At 36.8% G+C, this 17,473-nt stretch carries 13 protein-coding genes; 5 read left to right on the top strand and 8 right to left on the bottom strand.

The window, feature by feature from the left end:
• The first annotated feature begins 844 nt into the window (after positions 1-844).
• The gene (locus tag CA2015_RS05445; protein ID WP_048640985.1) at positions 845-5,500 is read left to right on the top strand and encodes a malectin domain-containing carbohydrate-binding protein; all 4,656 of its coding nucleotides are present in this window, start codon (positions 845-847) and stop codon (positions 5,498-5,500) included.
• A gap of 470 nt (positions 5,501-5,970) precedes the next feature.
• Here CA2015_RS05445 and CA2015_RS05450 read toward each other — a convergent pair whose 3' ends face one another.
• From CA2015_RS05450 to CA2015_RS05470, 5 genes are all read right to left on the bottom strand, one after another.
• Entirely contained in the window at positions 5,971-6,522 is a 552-nt protein-coding gene (locus CA2015_RS05450; protein WP_240477932.1) for a DinB family protein, read from the bottom strand.
• A 366-nt stretch (positions 6,523-6,888) separates the two neighbouring features.
• The gene (locus CA2015_RS05455; protein ID WP_048640987.1) at positions 6,889-7,146 is read right to left on the bottom strand and encodes a hypothetical protein; all 258 of its coding nucleotides are present in this window, start codon (positions 7,144-7,146) and stop codon (positions 6,889-6,891) included.
• Between the two features lie 35 nt (positions 7,147-7,181).
• Positions 7,182-8,039: a hypothetical protein gene (locus CA2015_RS05460; protein ID WP_048640988.1), complete on the bottom strand. Its 858-nt coding sequence runs from the start codon at positions 8,037-8,039 to the stop codon at positions 7,182-7,184.
• A gap of 159 nt (positions 8,040-8,198) precedes the next feature.
• On the bottom strand, positions 8,199-9,155 hold the full coding sequence (locus CA2015_RS05465; RefSeq protein ID WP_048640989.1) for an alpha/beta fold hydrolase: 957 nt from the start codon (positions 9,153-9,155) through the stop codon (positions 8,199-8,201).
• A gap of 79 nt (positions 9,156-9,234) precedes the next feature.
• Positions 9,235-9,924, bottom strand: coding sequence for a helix-turn-helix transcriptional regulator (locus tag CA2015_RS05470; protein WP_048640990.1), 690 nt, complete (start codon positions 9,922-9,924; stop codon positions 9,235-9,237).
• A 636-nt stretch (positions 9,925-10,560) separates the two neighbouring features.
• On the opposite strand from CA2015_RS05470, the gene CA2015_RS05475 reads away from it, so the two are divergent.
• The gene (locus CA2015_RS05475; RefSeq protein ID WP_048640991.1) at positions 10,561-11,043 is read left to right on the top strand and encodes a hypothetical protein; all 483 of its coding nucleotides are present in this window, start codon (positions 10,561-10,563) and stop codon (positions 11,041-11,043) included.
• A gap of 880 nt (positions 11,044-11,923) precedes the next feature.
• Here the strand turns inward: CA2015_RS05475 and CA2015_RS05485 are convergent.
• The 3 genes from CA2015_RS05485 to CA2015_RS05500 all read right to left on the bottom strand — a co-directional run bounded on the left by CA2015_RS05485 (position 11,924) and on the right by CA2015_RS05500 (position 14,258).
• Positions 11,924-12,151, bottom strand: coding sequence for a helix-turn-helix domain-containing protein (locus tag CA2015_RS05485; RefSeq protein WP_048640993.1), 228 nt, complete (start codon positions 12,149-12,151; stop codon positions 11,924-11,926).
• A 3-nt stretch (positions 12,152-12,154) separates the two neighbouring features.
• Positions 12,155-12,634, bottom strand: a complete 480-nt coding sequence (locus CA2015_RS05490) for a DUF2975 domain-containing protein (RefSeq protein WP_048640994.1) — start codon at positions 12,632-12,634, stop codon at positions 12,155-12,157.
• A 925-nt stretch (positions 12,635-13,559) separates the two neighbouring features.
• Positions 13,560-14,258, bottom strand: coding sequence for a DUF5995 family protein (locus CA2015_RS05500; protein ID WP_048640996.1), 699 nt, complete (start codon positions 14,256-14,258; stop codon positions 13,560-13,562).
• A 472-nt stretch (positions 14,259-14,730) separates the two neighbouring features.
• On the opposite strand from CA2015_RS05500, the gene CA2015_RS05505 reads away from it, so the two are divergent.
• From CA2015_RS05505 to CA2015_RS05515, 3 genes are all read left to right on the top strand, one after another.
• The gene (locus CA2015_RS05505) at positions 14,731-15,714 is read left to right on the top strand and encodes an NAD(P)-dependent alcohol dehydrogenase (protein WP_048640997.1); all 984 of its coding nucleotides are present in this window, start codon (positions 14,731-14,733) and stop codon (positions 15,712-15,714) included.
• Between the two features lie 33 nt (positions 15,715-15,747).
• Complete coding sequence (locus tag CA2015_RS05510; protein ID WP_048640998.1) at positions 15,748-16,680, top strand: leucine-rich repeat domain-containing protein; 933 nt, start codon at positions 15,748-15,750, stop codon at positions 16,678-16,680.
• 282 nt (positions 16,681-16,962) lie between these two features.
• On the top strand, positions 16,963-17,421 hold the full coding sequence (locus CA2015_RS05515) for a hypothetical protein (RefSeq protein ID WP_048640999.1): 459 nt from the start codon (positions 16,963-16,965) through the stop codon (positions 17,419-17,421).
• Positions 17,422-17,473 lie beyond the last annotated feature (52 nt).

The raw sequence follows: 17,473 nt of genomic DNA on the forward strand, positions 1-17,473 counted from the left end.
TTAGCATGAAACCACACTACTTAGTAATATAGGAAGAAATCAATCTCCACTTTACCTACATTTTGATGTCCTCTATAAGGAGAATAGTTTATTATGTTTTGTACAATAGCTTTGCTTCACCTGGGATTTCACTAATAAAGTAAAAGCTAATCCCACTTCTGTGTATTCCTATCCTTTATTACAAGCCATAGGACAAATTGCTATTAAACCTTCACTTAGCATAAGTTGGACTTTCCTTTTTGTATTGGCTTAAGCCAACTCCATTAATAGCCCTATAGTTTAATGCCTTTCTTGCCTAAAACGCACATCAAAAAAACCCTTAATAAAAAAATAAACTCGCTAAAAAAAGGGCTTTTTACAAGAAATCCCCGTCATTAACTTCTCTTTTTCAACCTTTTACCAACCTACACCTCCTCCCCCAAGCCTCAGCAGGAATTGAAAACTTCCTTCTAAACCAACCATTTATGTAAAATTATTTGAAAAAATAAAAAATAATTAAAAAAAATTTTATCGATTTTTTTTTAGACCAGCAACAAAATTCAGAATCTCAAAAGCAAAATTCAATTTACCTATTGGAATTATTCAATATTCTGATTTCCCCTCCAAGAACTCACGCAATTCAAAAGTTTGTTTTTAAGAATTTTATACTGTTAATTATTGAAATGAGATTCATATTTAGAATTTCATTTTGATATATATGAAAATCAAAAAACAAGATTCTTTTAATTCAAATACCGTTTTCAGACTTCATAAATCAAAAATAGTAGGACAAAATTAACAACCACCTGAAATATAAGATGGGTCCTAAAAAAAGAAAAGATTACAAACTTTAAAATACAATACCATGAAAGCGTTATTTTTCTCCTTTTCCATTCTAATTCTTTTGACATTGTCCATTACCCAAGGACATGCTACTAATTATTATGTATCCCAGAAATCTGGAAATGACTCAAGGTCTTTAGCGGAAGCTCAAAACCCTAGTACTCCATGGAAATCTATTGATAAAATCAATTCCCTATTCAATTACCTTAAGCCAGGAGATGCCATTTTATTCAATAGAGGAGAAACTTTTTATGGTACACTACATATAAGCGCTTCAGGTTCTGCTAGCTCTCCTATCAAAGTAGGGGCTTACGGTTCAGGAGCCAAGCCTATAATTACTTCTTTGAAAACTGTGAGTGGCTGGAGATCTATAGGCAATGGAATTTATGAAAGCACCTCCTCCATCAAGACCAATACAGTTCAGGTGGTTTTGATCAATGGAGAAATTCATGAAATGGGAAGATACCCAAACAGTGATATTGCTAATGAAGGGTATTTAAAAATTGAAAACACAAGTGGCAACTACCTCCTTTCAAGTAGCGAATTAGGCGGATCACCTAACTGGAATGGTGGAGAGGTAGTCATCAAAAAGAACCAATGGATAATTGATACCCATCAAATCTCTTCCCATAGCGGAGGTCAAGTCAAATTCAACGGAAACATAAGTTCCTATCCTGTAGAAAAAGACTTTGGCTTTTTCATTCAAAACCACATCAAAACGCTTGATACCTTTGGAGAATGGTATTTCAACCCTACTACTAAAAAAATTAACATCTACTTCGGTAACAAAAACCCTTCCTCTATGAAAATAGAGGTTAGTACACTAGATAACTTGTTGATCAAAGACTATAGAGACACTAACATTACCATTGAAAACTTACAGTTTAGGGGTGTCAACTCAGATGCTATCAAACTAGAAGGAGGAAGAAACATTAAGATTCTTGATTCTGAAATCAACTTCTCTGGAGAGAACGGTATATTAGCTTTAAGTGTAGTGGATTTGTTAATCGAAAGAAACAGTTTCAATAACACCTATAACAATGGCATGTATTTAAGGTATGGCAATGACAACGCCATCATCAGAAACAATGAAATAAGAAAAACGGCTTTGATCGCCGGAAGAACCCAAAACCAAGATGCTGCAGGAATCGGTGTTTTTGCTTATGGAGAGAACGTATTGGTTCAAAACAACGCCATCATCAATTCAGGATTCAACGGTATACAGTTTAATGGTAACTATTCTATCGTTAAAAACAATTACATAGACACCTTCTGCCAAATCAAAGGCGATGGTGGTGGAATTTATACCTTTGGGGGTGTTAAATACCAAGGTTATAAAGGAAGAAAAATTGAAGGTAACATCGTGGTTAACAGTATCGGAAGTAAAGGTGGTATTCCTGACAAAGGGGTTAACTACAGACCATTGGCAGAGGGGATCTTCCTTGACGATCACTCAAACAACATAGAAATAACTGGAAACACCATCGGCAACACTGAAAACTCAGGTTTGAAAATGTCGAATGTGAATAATATTATTGTTACAAACAATACTTTTTACAACTCCAATTCTTCCATTACACTGGGGAACAACGTCATAGGAGAAGACACAAGAACTGTAAAAATTTATGACAACCAATTCTTTGTGAAAAACTCTAACCAAAAATCTTACTTGGTCACCTCTCATAAAGACGATGTCAAAATAATGGCTGAATTCGATAAAAATTATTTTTTCAGACCTCTTGGAGATGAGTTTAGCATACAGAGTCAATATGTAAGAAATGGGGAAAAAGTAGCTGCCATAGACAACCTGGAACAATGGACTGCCAAGTTCGGTAAAGACAAAAACTCTGTAAGTAACACAATTGATATTTCTACCTATACTATTAATAAGAAAATCGGTTCTAGCCTCTATACCAACTCTTCTTTCGATCAAAATGTGAGTGGGGTTTACTGTAGTAATTGCAAACAACAGTGGGAGTCAAATAGTAAGACAAATGGTGGAGCACTTAAAGTTAGCGGTTCTGGATCTAACGCAGTTAAGATCAATCTTGGTCAATTAAAGAAAGACAAAACATACTTATTAAAATTCAATGCTTTGTCTAACAAAGTAGGAAACATTCAGACCTACCTTAGATATACCGGCACGCCTTGGGAGAAATTATCAGCAATGTCTACTTTCGAAATAAAAACAAGCCTAAATGGATTTGAAGTACTCGTTTCTCCCTATGCAGATGCGAATGAGGTATCTCTTTTGATCACTTCTACTGAGGACAACTTCACCTATTGGATGGATGATTTGGAGTTTGTTGAAGTTGAAGCTTCATTTATTAACCCTGAAGAAGAAATCGTATTTGAATACAACCCTACAAAAAGTAGCAAAACTATTGCCTTGTCTGGTGAGTATGTAAATGCCAAGTTGGAGAAATTCTCCGGACAGGTTACTATTCCTGCTTATGGTTCTGTGGTGTTGATCCGTGTGGCTAAAGGAGCTGAGATAGAAGAAAAACCTGATCTCATCAAAACACCTGAAATTCAATTGGTTATCAAAGAAGACATCACTCAGCTCACCGAAGGTGATAAAGTAACATTGAGCAGTGAGATAACAAATCTGGACAACAACATCGAAAAAGTAGATTTCTATTGTGGTTTGAAATTGGTAGGTTCTTGTGAAGAACTACCTTACCAGGCTGTTATTGAAGAAATTCCTGCTGGTGGAAACTATGTGTGGGCTTCTGTCACTGACAAAGAAGGAAATGTAAGTACTTCTTCTGAAATAGAGTTTACTGCTAAAAACAAAGTGGTAGAAGTTATCGAAAGCAAACCTGTTGAAAATGTAGCTAATGAAATATTGGAAGGAACTTATTACCATATAGATTATGGTTCTAAAGCTATTAGTTTCGAAAATCAACAATTTGAACCAATTAATAGAGCGTTTGTAAAATCTACTGGTTTCAACATTTCCACCAAAACATCTGGTAGTGATGAAGTTCTTTTTCAGACTGAAATGTTCAACAAAAACCTCAAGTTTGAAATCCCTTTAGAAAAAGGCACTTACACCATCAAAACATATCACAACGAAATGTATTTTGGAAACGATGGTAAATATGAAAGAGCTGGACTAAGGGTATTTGATATCTCAATCGAAGGAAATGTGGTTAAAAAAGACTTTGATATTTTCCTTGAAAACAAAAATCAGGAAACTACTCTTACTTTTAACACCATCGAGGTAACTGACGGAATACTTGACCTGGAGCTTACTGCTTCTTCAAACAAAAGCCTGATCTCTGGAATCGCTATTGTGCCAGTAGCAGTTAAAGCACCAGTTATAGTTGAAACTCCGATGGAGTCAATTAAGCAGTCAGAAGGAAATGAAATACACCTTAATACAACCGCAAATGATGCCATTACTTTTCAAAACAATGATCACCTATCAGCAAGTGAATTCATTGCTTCATCTAACTCCAAAACATCTACAAACACTAACGCGAGTAATGACAAGATTTTCCAGTCTGAAAGATACGCTTCTACTTTGAATTTCAAAGTCCCTTTAGAAAATGGAACCTATACTGTAAAAACTTACCACAATGAGTTGTACTTCGGAAAAGGTGGATCTGCTGCTAGAGCAGGAAGAAGGGTGTTTGACATCCTATTAGAAGGCAATGTGGTCATGGATAATTTTGACATCTATTCTTACAACAACAACCAACAGAGCATCCTTACTTTCGAAGGTATTGAGGTAGTAGATGGGGTATTAGACTTAAAATTGGTCGCTAGCGCCAACAATGCCTCTATCTCCGGAATATCTATTATCGAAGAAGTTATACAGATACCTGGATCAGAACATCTTTTCTTTTTAAATGCTGGCGGAAAATCAGATGCCACATTGAATGGAATCACTTACTTGGCAGAAACCAATACTGAAAGGTTTTACAATGACGGAACCAACAGCTATGAAAACAGTAAGATCGCTGTAGATGAACTTTTCCAATCAGAAAGAAGCGAAAAAAACTTAACCTACACCATCCCTGTACCGAATGGAACTTACACCGTATTCACCATGCACCATGAATTGTGGTTTGGACATGCCGGTAGTGCTGCTCAAGCTGGAAAAAGAGTTTATGACATCTCTCTTCAGGGCAAGGTATTAAAAAGTGATTTTGACCTTTTTGTAGAAAACAACAATGCTCCCACCTTGCTTTCTTTTGAAAACATCGAAGTGACTGATGGTAAACTGGTATTGGAGTTGAACGCTACAGTGAACAATGCAAGCATCTCTGGCATTGCCATCATAGGAAGCGCTGCCAAAGGAGGTAACATCGCCGCTAACCTAAGAACATCTCAAAACTCCTTCAACAGAGGATACAAAGAAATGTACAGCAGGGGTTACAAGGAAATGGATGTGTACACTGAAACAGTTGCAAAAGACGAGATTCGTATCTTCCCTAACCCAGCCAAAGAAAGAGCTACTTTAGAAATCAATGCTGAAATTGGAAGAGGAAGGGTGCTTATCCACAACATGAACGGTCAGCTGGTTAGCCATTTTGACTTGGCCAGCATCAAAACTGAAAACAACCAGTTCAATATCCCACTAAACAACCTTACTCAAGGCATGTACCTTGTAAGCATTAGCAACGAACAAACTGTGATCAACAAACAAAGGTTGATCGTCAATCCATAAGCAAAGGATTTATCAATCATAAAAGGCTCCCTGAGATAATATCAGGGAGCCTTTTATCTTTTACCGGTAGGCTGGTCCAAATTTAGCGAAACGTAGCCTGGGCCTAAAATGATGAAAGTTTCCAAATTCATTTTATAGCTCGGCTTTCCTCCCACGCAAATTGATTAATCAAACCAACTCAATAGGAATGAGGTTTAGCCCATTTAAAAAGGTCATACCATTTTATCCGGCTTAAGCCGAAATTTGGAGGAGAGATGGATGCTGGAAAAACAAACCATCAACCTAGATTTAGGGCTTAATTAATCTATTTAACCTTAAAAGGTCAAGATTTTGCTAAAGCCCGAGATATAATATTACATTCTAATCCCCCAACTGAAGCTGGGAGCTATTGAACCCGAAATATGCAATAGACATTCTATTACGTGCTGAAATCGCTTCAAGCGTTAAAAAACCATTCTCCATAAATATCCTCATACCCATATTTCTGGACGATTAATTTTCATTGCTCTTAAGTAGGAAAGAAATTGTCCTGCATGAACGGATTCGTGATATCCAATCCGTAATAAATATTTTGCAAGATTTTTTTTATCTCCATTACCGGGATGGATGATTTCTGTTTCGTTTAATTCTCTATCTGAAAATTGTCGAACACTTTCCAAAAATGTATTTCTATAGGGTTCGGCAAATTCAAGTTCGTCGGTAAGGCTAATGAATGGTCGATTTTTCCAGGGGGTTGAATAATTTGTCATATCCCCTTTATTGATTATAATATTCCAGCCATAATCCGCTTCTAAAACATGCCTAATCATTTCTATAGCAGTCATTGCTTTGTCGTCAGGCTTCCAATTGTAATGGCTTTTAGGAAGCCCTTTCCAAAGTTTGATGCTTTTTCTCCTTATTTCTGTAAAATTTAATATTATAAGTTCAGACTGGGTCATCTTCTTTCTATCGTGAATGTAGTTCAACCCGAAATATTCAATAGACAATCTATTACGTGCTGAAATCGCTTCAAAATCAGCCACTTCCTTACTGTTTTCAATTTCACCATAGCGGTGCTATGCTAAAATCTCCAAACAGACTGATTTTCTTGCGATTGCAACACTTCCCGTAAACACGGGACAGGCTATCACGAATTCTATTACATAATCGGGGTTCAACATTTCCGAATAGAGTAGCGAATAGTTGTCTACTCTATATATACCTATAAAGATAATAAGAAGAAGTAAACTATCAGCGCCCCATTCACCAAAACGTACCCGGAAGTCACGGGGCCGAAAAGAAGTTTTCCATTATACGGAGTACCGATAGTCTTCTTTATTTGCTTTTCATATTAGAACAAACCTATAGCCACATTTAGAATCAACATTTAAATTAAACGGCTACTTTTATCACATTTGCCAACGGTACCCCAAGTGAAGGTTTTTTAATGAGCTCAATTCCGCAATCCTTCTTCGTGTTTCAATCTCACGCCTAATGACTATAAAAATTCGCCTCGCCCAGTTCCTTTCGTTCAAAAGAGTAATGGAATATTCATATTGCACATCCTTTTTAATCACTTCCACTTTTCTCTTGAATTCGATGGTATTCTCCAAGCGTCCTCTACCACCCTCAATAATATTAGATTGCCCTATTCTTTTTGTTTTCATATTGTAAATATACTTATACACAAAACATTAGCAGTTTATTTTTCATTTTTCTTTCTCCGATTTTCTTGGTCTTTGTTGATTTTGTCGACTATACTCATCGGAATTACTGTCAGTTGGTCTGTCTCACAATTCCATATATTTAAATATTTCTTAGAAACAACATTATGTGTTTTCCATTTTGCAAACTTCTCATAAAGCATCAACGTGCAAATGTCCGTTGCAGTAATAAAGTCCCCTGTCTCTGGCAAATGACTGTGCATTGCTCCTTCAACTTCTACACCTTCTTCAACGTTTCCGTATTCAATTGAAATGATATTTTTATGAAGCTGTTTTTTTGTTACGAGTTTGTTTTCTTTATCAAAGGTTAGTAAGTAGTCATTTCCGAAAATTACAACACCATGCTGTTGAGGACCTGTCAATATGTAAACCTTCTTTTCTTCATCATAAATCAGCGGAATTATATTTGGATCTGTGTTTTCATAGAACTTAAAAAGGCCATCTCTGTTTGTTTGCAGTTCTCTCAATGCTATTTCTCTAATTTGATATAGGTCATTTTCTGCCTCTGTAAAAACTCTTTCTGTCAAGTCTGTTTTAGCTTTTGCCACATCATAGCTACTATCAAAAGAAATTGTCCCGATTACTTTAGGCTTTTCTGACTTTGAGAAAAATACACATATAGCAGTGGCATTCTCTGAGTAGGAGAAATATCCGCCAACATTCTCTATGTCTTTATAGTTTTCCAAAAAAACGTCCGTTCCATACCATGACGCCATTTCCGATTTGTAGAGTAGTTTGCCTTCCGCAACTATTGGCTGTGCTTTTTCAGTTGGACTCTTTTGTCCAAAAACACTAATGGTAAAAAGAATCAGAATGATTGTCAATGCTTTTTTCATCTTATTGTAATGTTCTGGTTAGAGCAAACATCTGTATTAAACCCATTCTAGCCTTGAAATTACCTATATACGAACTGTGTATCCCACTCCTTAGCTTATATTTAATTGTCAAATTAAACATTTCGGAGAATGAACCAATAGCTGGAAAGCCATTTTTATTTAATATTGCCCTAACCAATTTAAAATGGCTTGATTGGTTTCTTCCGGAAGTTCTTGCTGAATACAATGCCCACAATCCAGGCTGATCACCTCCACATTAGGCACAAACTCAGGTAAACTATCAAACTTAGGAATCATATCACGCTCGCCATAAATCATAAGTGTGGGATGTTGAATGATTGGATCCACTTCCGCCAACAAGTGCCAATTTCGGTCCAAATTTCTGTACCAGTTTATACTTCCTGTGAAGCCAGAAGCCTCGAAGGCAGATACGAAAACAGCAAGTTCACTGTCGCTCATTATGGGTTCACCGAGTGGTTTTTCTGCTTTTGCAAGGTTAATCATCAACATTCCCGGTTCAGGTGGTATGGAAGGTAGGTTCTTGCGGAATATATTTCGAAGAAACTGAGACGTATTTTCATTCAATACAGCATCTGCAACTCCCGGCTGCCGGTTGAAGTGCACAAAGTAAAAGTCTCCACCAAATATTTCTTCCATGAATTCAATCCATGGTTTTTCTCCCCGCTCTTGATAAGGCAATGCCAGGTTTATTATTTTATTTACCCGCTTAGGATGCAATTGAGCCAATCTCCATACCACATTTGCCCCCCAATCGTGACCGATAAAGGTAGCCTTTTCATATCCATAGTGATCCAAAAGTGCCACAAGGTCTCCCGTTAAATGCTCAATGTCATAATCGGTTACATCAGTAGGACAAGAGGAGTGACCATAACCTCTCTGATTAGGGACAATGACATGATAGCCCGCTTTGACAAGTGCTGGCACCTGATGACGCCAAGAAAATGCATTTTCCGGAAAGCCGTGGCAGAGTACAATAGGTTTTCCTGCATTTTGATTACCTGCTTCAAAGACTTCCAATTCTATGCCATTGACCGAAATCATGGTAGGCTTTGAAAATTCGGCTGGATTGAATTTAGTGTTCATTACGTTAATCATTCTTTTTATGGTTTAAAAATTAAGATGATACAAACGTAAATCTGGCCGGTGACAACCCTTTGTCAAGGGTCAAAAAGAATTAATGGTATTTGTCAAAATATTCTTGTAATGTCATATTATGAGGTTCAAAATTTTCAGGTAGAATTTCCATTTTTTGAATTCTGTCTGGGCGAAAAAATCGAAACTCATTTCGCAGCCGACACCAGGCAACTAAATACCAATTTTCGGAATTCAATATTGCAAATGGCTCTATTATTCTATTTGACACCCTATTTTCCTTGTTGATATATTCTATTTTGACAAGGTTATAATTGGTTAGTGCATATTGTAAATCTGATAAGTTATTACTATTCCTTTCTTGGTTTATGACTTGATTGTATTGGGTTCTATCTGCAAGTAAGTTTGTTTTGTCTTTGATATTATACTTTAGGATTGATTTGATTTTATCAATTGCCTCGGAATAGTCCTTTACAAAGGAGGCGTCCTTGCTTTTGAGCACCAACTGTTCGGCTAGTATTAATGCATTGGCTTGTTTTTCGGTGAACATTACAGGCGGTATTTTATAACCTTCCATTAGCGTATACCCTTTTCCTTCTTCAGTAAGAATAGGTATACCTGCTTTCTCTAATGCTTTTACATCTCGGTAAATTGTCCTTTTGCTAACTTGAAATTTTTGAGATAATTCAGTAGCTGTGACAATTCTCTTCGTCTGAAATTGAACTAAAATGGCTGTTAGCCGTGACAATCTATTTACTTCGGAATATTCCATTTCCAGACCTAGTTACAGTTTTTTTGATGCCTTTAAACGTTCATTAAATTAGCAGATTGCGTATTGCTTTCCTATCCAATTACAAGAAAGGTGAATATCGGATAAAGCCCCAAGATATGATATTACATTCTAATCCCCCATCTAAAGCTGGGGGCTATTGATAATCAGGGATCAATTCGATTTGAAATTGGAGACTCGACTCCGCAGGCTTCGACAGGCTGGCTTCGACAAGCTCAGCCACCGGAAATGTGATACCGGCAGGCTGGTCCAAGTTTAGCGAAGTGTAACTTGGACCTAAAATGCGGAAAGTTTCCAAATTCATTCAATAGCTCGGCTTTCATCCCATTCAAATTGATTAACGAAATCTGCTCAATAGGAATGGGCTTTAGCCCATTTATTAAGAGTCATACCATTTTATCCGGCTTTAGCCGAAATTTGGATAGAGAATGGAGCATTAAATACCACACCTGGGCTTCGACAAGCTCAGCCACCAGTATAGTAATTTTTTGATAACTGAAAACTTTACAGTTATAAACCTATCTCTTTAATACATTTCAAACACCTTTATTTGCATTTTACAACACAAAAAAGTATTTTCAATGTAGTTTATTATATTTTACATTAAACCCAAATAATATGAGTACGAAAAACACAGTTTCTATTGCAATTCCGGAAGCGGAATTGCAAATCGTTAAAGAAGCCATCGCTACCCTTAAAAACACTTTAAGCCCCTACATGATTGCGATTAGTTCCGTCGAGAGGCAGAAGGTGCCTAAAATGGGCGATGGTACCATGCCCTTTGTGGAAAAAGTAATGGAATATGCCCAAGAAGATGGTCAATTTCTCCCACCCTATATGGATTTGGATGAATTGAATAAGGATTGGGAGGCGGTGAAAGGCCTAATGCCTTTACTTAGAGATTTACAACAAGTGGAAAGCAACCTCAATGACACCGTAATGATGGCAGGGTCTGAAGCCTATGTGGGAGCACTTAGCTACTATAACTCTGTGAAATATGGCGCCAAACTGAATGTAGCGGATGCTAAAGTGATCCATGATGATTTAAAGCAACGCTTTTTAAGAGCTAAATATGGTTCTTCCGATGAATCCAATAACTAAATAACAATCCATGCTTATGTCACCCAAATCAATTTAAGGGGTACAGTCAAAATCTATTGAGCTGTACCCTATTTTTTTTTCAGGTGATTTGTAATCTCTCTTCTTTTTCTTCTTTGCCCCGCTATTCAAACAGCTAATAACGAATTAAAAAAATCGAATTATTCGGTTCTACCATCGAATTTTGACCCTTTTTGGTCGAATTACCGAGCTTTTATCTCAATTGATCTGCCAAAAAGGCGGAATTTTCCGGATAAAACATTGAAAACCCCACCTCAAAGCTCGAATTTTGAAGCTAATAACTGAAATGGGTACCCTCGAAGGTACCCTTCTCTACGTTGGGATACCAATTTTCTCACCCATACCCTTAAAATTCCGGCAATTATGTCATATTTTCGACGTTAAGACCAGAATGATGTCCCTTTTTGGTCGAAATTTCGATGGTTTAGGTCGAAAATTTGAGTTCAAAGGTGGAAAATTCGACCTAAAAGGTCGAATGTTGTCAGTTTTGGGTACCCTAGCCCTGTTTTTTGTCAGAAATTGGTGTTTAGAAGGTATAAGGGTATGTTCAAGGGTACCCTCTAGGGGTTTTGGGGCACTCAACAAAACCTACCCCATCCGCAAACTAGTACTACAATGGGATCTTGTGTCCAATTCCGATCGAGCGAGACAATGAATCGAAACCTTAATTGTATAACCTTTGCTAATTTATTATGCACTAGGTTTTGGACATGATTTCACTGACTGTTTTTCAAAATACTTCACAGGTATAAGGTCAGTTGCTTATGCAACCAACTGCCTTATTATAATTGTAATTTACAATAGGGAGATTAGTAGGGGCTTCCGAATAGTGAAGAATCAAACTTTTAATATTTATGGGATATTAGCTGTTGGTTGGTTCATTTTCATCATTTACATACTCCAGAATATCACTTGGCTGGCAGTCCAATGCTTTACAAATAGATTCTAAGGTACTAAAACGAATAGCTTTCGCCTTACCTGTCTTTAAGATAGAAAGGTTAGATAAGGTTAAATTAACCCTTTCAGAAAGTTCATTGAGAGAAACTTTACGCTTGGCCATTATCACATCTAAATTTACAATAATTGGCATAGCTTAAATTGTTAAGTCATTTTCGGATTTCATATCAATGGCATTTTGCAATAATTTTTGAAATATTGCCGCTGTGGTAGCAATGACTATTGATGCAAAAGTAGTTACAATGCAAATGGCAAGAAAGCCCGCTGGGTCGTCCTCTATATTATGAGATATTCTTATGATGATACCTGCTGCTACAATTAATGCACTTATTGCAATGGCACAATTCTTAATACTCTTTAAAGCGTTAACAGCTTTTGATGAAAATACATTATTTTGTCCAATGTATCCTAGTAATCTGAAAGCTTTGTAAAGTGCAATAAAAAAGAGGATTGATACGGCATATCCATACAAAATGAACGGGTCAAAATATATGTTAAACAAGTCTAAATTAGTGGCTCTTCCTTCGGTCAAGGGAAACCAAATCAAAATGGCAAAAGCCCCAATTCCGATAAGCAATATGACTGCCTTAAGGAATATTATTGAATATTTATTCATAATGAATTTACGAAATCTTATGTTTATCAACAAAAGTAATAAATATTTATTGATAAACAATAAATATTTATTACAAAGATGAATTATCGAAAATTTTAATTCTTTGTGTTATGAACCCTATTTTCAAGTTTTGCATTTGAATCATCGGAGGGTTAGGATAACTAATCAAATCCGGTACTTTGGATTTGCATGTCTGTTATTTTTATACTGAGGCTTGTTTTCAGTGAAGGCTAAAAGTTAAGGCCAAGAGCAGTTGTTGAATTTATTCAACTACTTTCCGGCTTAAAAGAACTTTTAATTAAAAAAACAGATCTAGTTACCACTACACCCGTTATTGTCAAAACGAATGTGGAAAGCTACCTTAGAATTATCTCCGGTTTATAGTTGGACTGATGAAAAATACCGATGTTGGCCATGCATAAGCATTTATGTTTTAATAATAAAATTAGATTTAGTTTTTCATACCGATTGTTTTTTAATCTTGGATTTGTTTATAAAGTACCATACTGTACCAATAATAATTAGAAGCAATGGTATGGCTCCCGGTTCATCCTCGACTGTTATCATTAAAATCAATAATAATATTCCCAAGAAAATTGTTAGAAGAGAAAGCATTTTGCCCCATTTTAGTTTTAAACTGATTTTGTTTTTAATTGTCATTTTGATTGAATCTTCACATGTTAATTGATAATGGTTTCCAATTATTGTTGATTGGCAAAGGAGTAGCACTTCTTTCAAGTAAAGCCCTCTAGCCTTATACTGTCCATGCTCCTATGAGGTCCAAGTTTAGCGAAGCGTAACTTGGACCTAAAATGCCGAAAGTCTCCAAATTAGTTTAATAGCACTATCAAATAGATTAACTAAAACTGCGCAATAGGAAGGGGCTTTAGGTGAAATCTACTTTGTATGCCAGAAGAAAAACTGATTACCTAAATCCTATTTGGGTGTCCAGCCAATCTGCCTTCTTCAAAACTTTCTTTTCAAGCTCAAGAATGTACTTTGTCCGTTCTGCTTCACTTTCCAACACCAACAGTTCTTGGGTATGGTCCCAAACCTTATCCCTCCATGCAGTGATTAGCTTAAGCAACAAAAACTCATCTAGTCGCCCCATAAGTTTATCGATCACATCCATACTTGGGGAATACTTCTCGACCACCTCATCCTGTACTTTGTCTATCGTATCACCAATAATCAAATTCACCAAACAATGATCTTGGTACCTTTTCACCCGCATTTCATCAGACAAATCAGCCCATTCTGGTGAAAGCATGTCGTATAAAGTAAGGACCAAGTCATAATTAATATGAGAATTTACTCCTAGCAATAAATGCTGAATAACATGTAACTTCTTGCTTGCCGCTGCCTTGTGGACTTCCTTCCATACGGTTGGGGTTTCCTGTCCACAATCATAACAGGTCAGCGCGTTAAAATAATAGTCCGCAAAACGATTCAAAAGCTGGTTTACCCATTGGGTATCGTGAAATTTATTTTGCTCAATGGCCAGGAGCATATTGGCTGTCATCATGCTATAGCAATGAAGAAAAATGGTTCGATTGTCTTTGTTGGCTTCGAATTTTTTGACCGTCTCCATCATTTTATCGACTACACTATTGTTGACCTCCATTATTTCTGTTTTTATATTTATATGCCTTTAACGCTACCTTTTATCAGATTTCTCTAGCATTCACACCTTCCTTAAACAAATAAGAAAAATTAATCATTGAACTTACTACTAATCAACATTTAAACCAACTAATCCACCCTACTTTAACACCGTTTGAAAAATTAAACCACACAATTTGTAAATTTGACAGTACATCCTTTATTGAAACTAATAGCCATAAGCTAAAAAAAGCTGTTTCGAAAAAGGAAGCAGACAGGCTAGATGGAATTGGTAGCCTGCCCCACAAAACGAAATCTGCCCAATAGGAATAGGCTTCAGCCCGTTTCTATTGGGCAGATTTCACCCTATTTCATCTCATTATTATAGAAATTTGTTCGGATTTATAATCCTGAACAGATGGATGGAATCTGGAACGCAAACGCCTGCTTTTTGTCCCACATTTGTTTTGTAAACCATCAAAACAAATAAAAAAATGAAAGCAATTATCACAACCGGTTATGGATCTCCAGAGGTATTTAAACTAGACCTGGTAGCCAAGCCTAGCCCAAAATCAAATGAAATCCTTGTCCGCATTCACGCATCTGCGGTAACCAAAGCAGACACGATGATGCGAACCGGAAAACCTTATATAGGTAGACTTTTTTTAGGCATCTCCAAACCAAAACATCAAATCTGGGGTACAGGCTTTGCCGGAGTTGTAGTGGCCGTTGGTTCGGAGGTAACAAATTTTAAAATAGGTGACAACGTTTTTGGAGAAAACATAGCCTCTTTTGGTACCTACGCCCAGTTTGTAACCATTCCCGAAGCGGGTGTAGTGGCACATATGCCCAAATCAATCAGCTTTGAAGAGGCAGCAGGAATGTGTGATGGCGGCATTACTTCCCTCAACTTTCTATGCAATATCGGTAATATTTATCCCGGACAGAATGTATTAATCAATGGAGCATCAGGTAGTTTGGGAGCAGCCGCAATCCAAATCGCCAAATATTATGGTGCCATTGTAACTGCTGTCTGTAGCACAGCCAATATTGAAATGGTAAATTCCCTAGGTGCTGATGCCGTCATCGACTACACAAAAACAGATTTTGCCCAAAATAAAAATAGCTATGACCTGATCTATGACACGGTGGGTTCCCGGTCCTTTGCGGAATGTAAAGATGCCCTAACCGAAAATGGCTGTTATGCTTCCCCTGTATTGGGTATGCCATTGTTGGGGGACATGGTGGCTACTTCCCTATTTGGAAACAAGAAAGCCAAATTTTCGGCTACTGGATCTTTACCTACGGAGGAGATCAAGCGACTATTGGGAGTTTTGCTTGAAATCATTGAAGCTGGTCTTTTCAAAACCCCAATCGACCGCCGTTACAAATTAGAACAAGTAGTTGAAGCACATGCCTATATCGATAAAGGCCACAAAAAGGGCAATGTTGTCCTCAAGCCTTTTGCCCTTGCCTAATCTATCCCTTTATCAAAAAAGATTCTAACCAAAATGAAAAAGCAAATAATTTCAACTTATTCTCAATTGTTATTCGGGCTCTTTGGTATTATTTCCTCATGTTCAGAAGATGGGCTAATAGCTACACCGGATACAAACCAAAAGCATATCACTGAAATTCAGGATCCGAATTTTGAGAAAAAATTAATTGAACTCGGCATCGATAGTGATGGATTAATTAACCAAATGCTTTTAACAGAGGATGCCAGGAATATCAGCACATTGGTTTTAGACAGCTCTCTTGAAACGCCTGAAGAAGACAAAATAGCAAACCTTAAAGGTATTGAGGCTTTTGAAGATCTGGTTTCCTTATCCGCTGGAAACAATGCTTTAACTGAAATTAATTTAACAGCCAACCAAAAATTAACCTCCTTGCACCTTGAAGCCAATTATCTTCAGACATTGGACATTGGCCACAACAAGCAACTCGAAGACATTAATCTCATCTTAAATAATCTTACTGAAATCAATGGATTAAATAATGCCGATCAGTTGAAGACCCTAAACCTTTCATGGAATCTACTGGAAAGCCTTTCTGTCAACCTTCCAGGTTTAAAAGTACTGAATGTTGAAACCAATAAGCTAAAGGAATTGGATGTGCAGGGCTGCAGTTCCTTAGAGACCATGATCGCCAAATTAAACGAACTTGAAACCATAAACCTAAGCACCAATACAAATTTGAAATATGTCACCTTATCGGCCAATCAATTAAAAGAGATAGATCTTACCAACAATGTTAGCTTAGAAAAAATATGGCTTTCAAGCAATTCTCTCAAGGGCTTGGATGTTAGAAATCTCCTTGAGCTGCATCTGCTTGATATCAGCAAAAATACAAATCTAAGCTGTGTGAGAATTGGCCAAAACCAAAATATTTTGACGATAGCCAAGCAGGATCACCAGGAACTTAGAACTAGTCCTTGCGATTGAGACAAAAGAAAAAGTGAACCTGAAGTGCATTTAGCAAGAGCCTAGGCTTCTGTAATGAAGAAATTAACGAAACTAATCAAAGACCCAAAGATTTTAAAAAGTGTATTGCTCAACCAGCACGGAGAAAGTAATCCCCCTACCAAACGGAAAAATCAATAAAAGGCAAGACACTTTGCCTACATTGGAACGTTCGCCCTTTTGCCTTATATTTAACCTGAATTAAATGACTAACTATTCAAATAAATTGGTGAAAGAGATTTCGGGAACCAAAGTAAATACATTATGAAAATCAATTCTCTAAAACCAAGACCAGAAATTAGCAATAAGCCAAAATTACAAAAGGTTTATACGCAATTTGAAAAATTAATAGATGAGCTAAGGATTATAGTATTGCCAGAAAAAATTACAGTTTTTATAAATGCATCCATAGATGAATTGAATTTGATTTCTAATGAAAAATTGCGAAGTCAAACCAAAAAGAAACAGTCTAAAATCATCTCCCTTATAGAAAAAGAACTAAAAATTGTCCCCATCAACCATTATCGCAATACATGGATGGCGATAGGAATGTCGGCTTTTGGGGTTCCACTAGGCGTAGCGCTCGGCGCAAGTCTAGGGAATATGGGTTTTATAGCAATTGGTTTACCCATTGGTATGGCCATCGGTCTTTCGGTAGGTACAAGCATGGATAAGAAAGCACAAGAAGAAGGCAGGCAGCTAAACATGGAAGTGAAATTCTAAGCCATTCTTCCATGTTGGATAATTTTAAAAGAAAGAAAATTTAGCGAAGCAA

Source organism: Cyclobacterium amurskyense (assembly GCF_001050135.1).
Classification (GTDB): Bacteria; Bacteroidota; Bacteroidia; order Cytophagales; family Cyclobacteriaceae; genus Cyclobacterium; species Cyclobacterium amurskyense.

Bases quoted from the DNA above. Each gene is read 5' to 3' on its own strand.
- CA2015_RS05445 (WP_048640985.1), top strand. From the start codon at position 845: ATGAAAGCGTTATTTTTCTCCTTTTCCATTCTAATTCTTTTGACATTG.
- CA2015_RS05455 (WP_048640987.1), bottom strand. From the start codon at position 7,146: ATGAAAACAAAAAGAATAGGGCAATCTAATATTATTGAGGGTGGTAGA.
- CA2015_RS05460 (WP_048640988.1), bottom strand. From the start codon at position 8,039: ATGAAAAAAGCATTGACAATCATTCTGATTCTTTTTACCATTAGTGTT.
- CA2015_RS05465 (WP_048640989.1), bottom strand. From the start codon at position 9,155: ATGATTAACGTAATGAACACTAAATTCAATCCAGCCGAATTTTCAAAG.
- CA2015_RS05470 (WP_048640990.1), bottom strand. From the start codon at position 9,924: ATGGAATATTCCGAAGTAAATAGATTGTCACGGCTAACAGCCATTTTA.
- CA2015_RS05475 (WP_048640991.1), top strand. From the start codon at position 10,561: ATGAGTACGAAAAACACAGTTTCTATTGCAATTCCGGAAGCGGAATTG.
- CA2015_RS05485 (WP_048640993.1), bottom strand. From the start codon at position 12,151: ATGCCAATTATTGTAAATTTAGATGTGATAATGGCCAAGCGTAAAGTT.
- CA2015_RS05490 (WP_048640994.1), bottom strand. From the start codon at position 12,634: ATGAATAAATATTCAATAATATTCCTTAAGGCAGTCATATTGCTTATC.
- CA2015_RS05500 (WP_048640996.1), bottom strand. From the start codon at position 14,258: ATGGAGGTCAACAATAGTGTAGTCGATAAAATGATGGAGACGGTCAAA.
- CA2015_RS05505 (WP_048640997.1), top strand. From the start codon at position 14,731: ATGAAAGCAATTATCACAACCGGTTATGGATCTCCAGAGGTATTTAAA.
- CA2015_RS05510 (WP_048640998.1), top strand. From the start codon at position 15,748: ATGAAAAAGCAAATAATTTCAACTTATTCTCAATTGTTATTCGGGCTC.
- CA2015_RS05515 (WP_048640999.1), top strand. From the start codon at position 16,963: ATGAAAATCAATTCTCTAAAACCAAGACCAGAAATTAGCAATAAGCCA.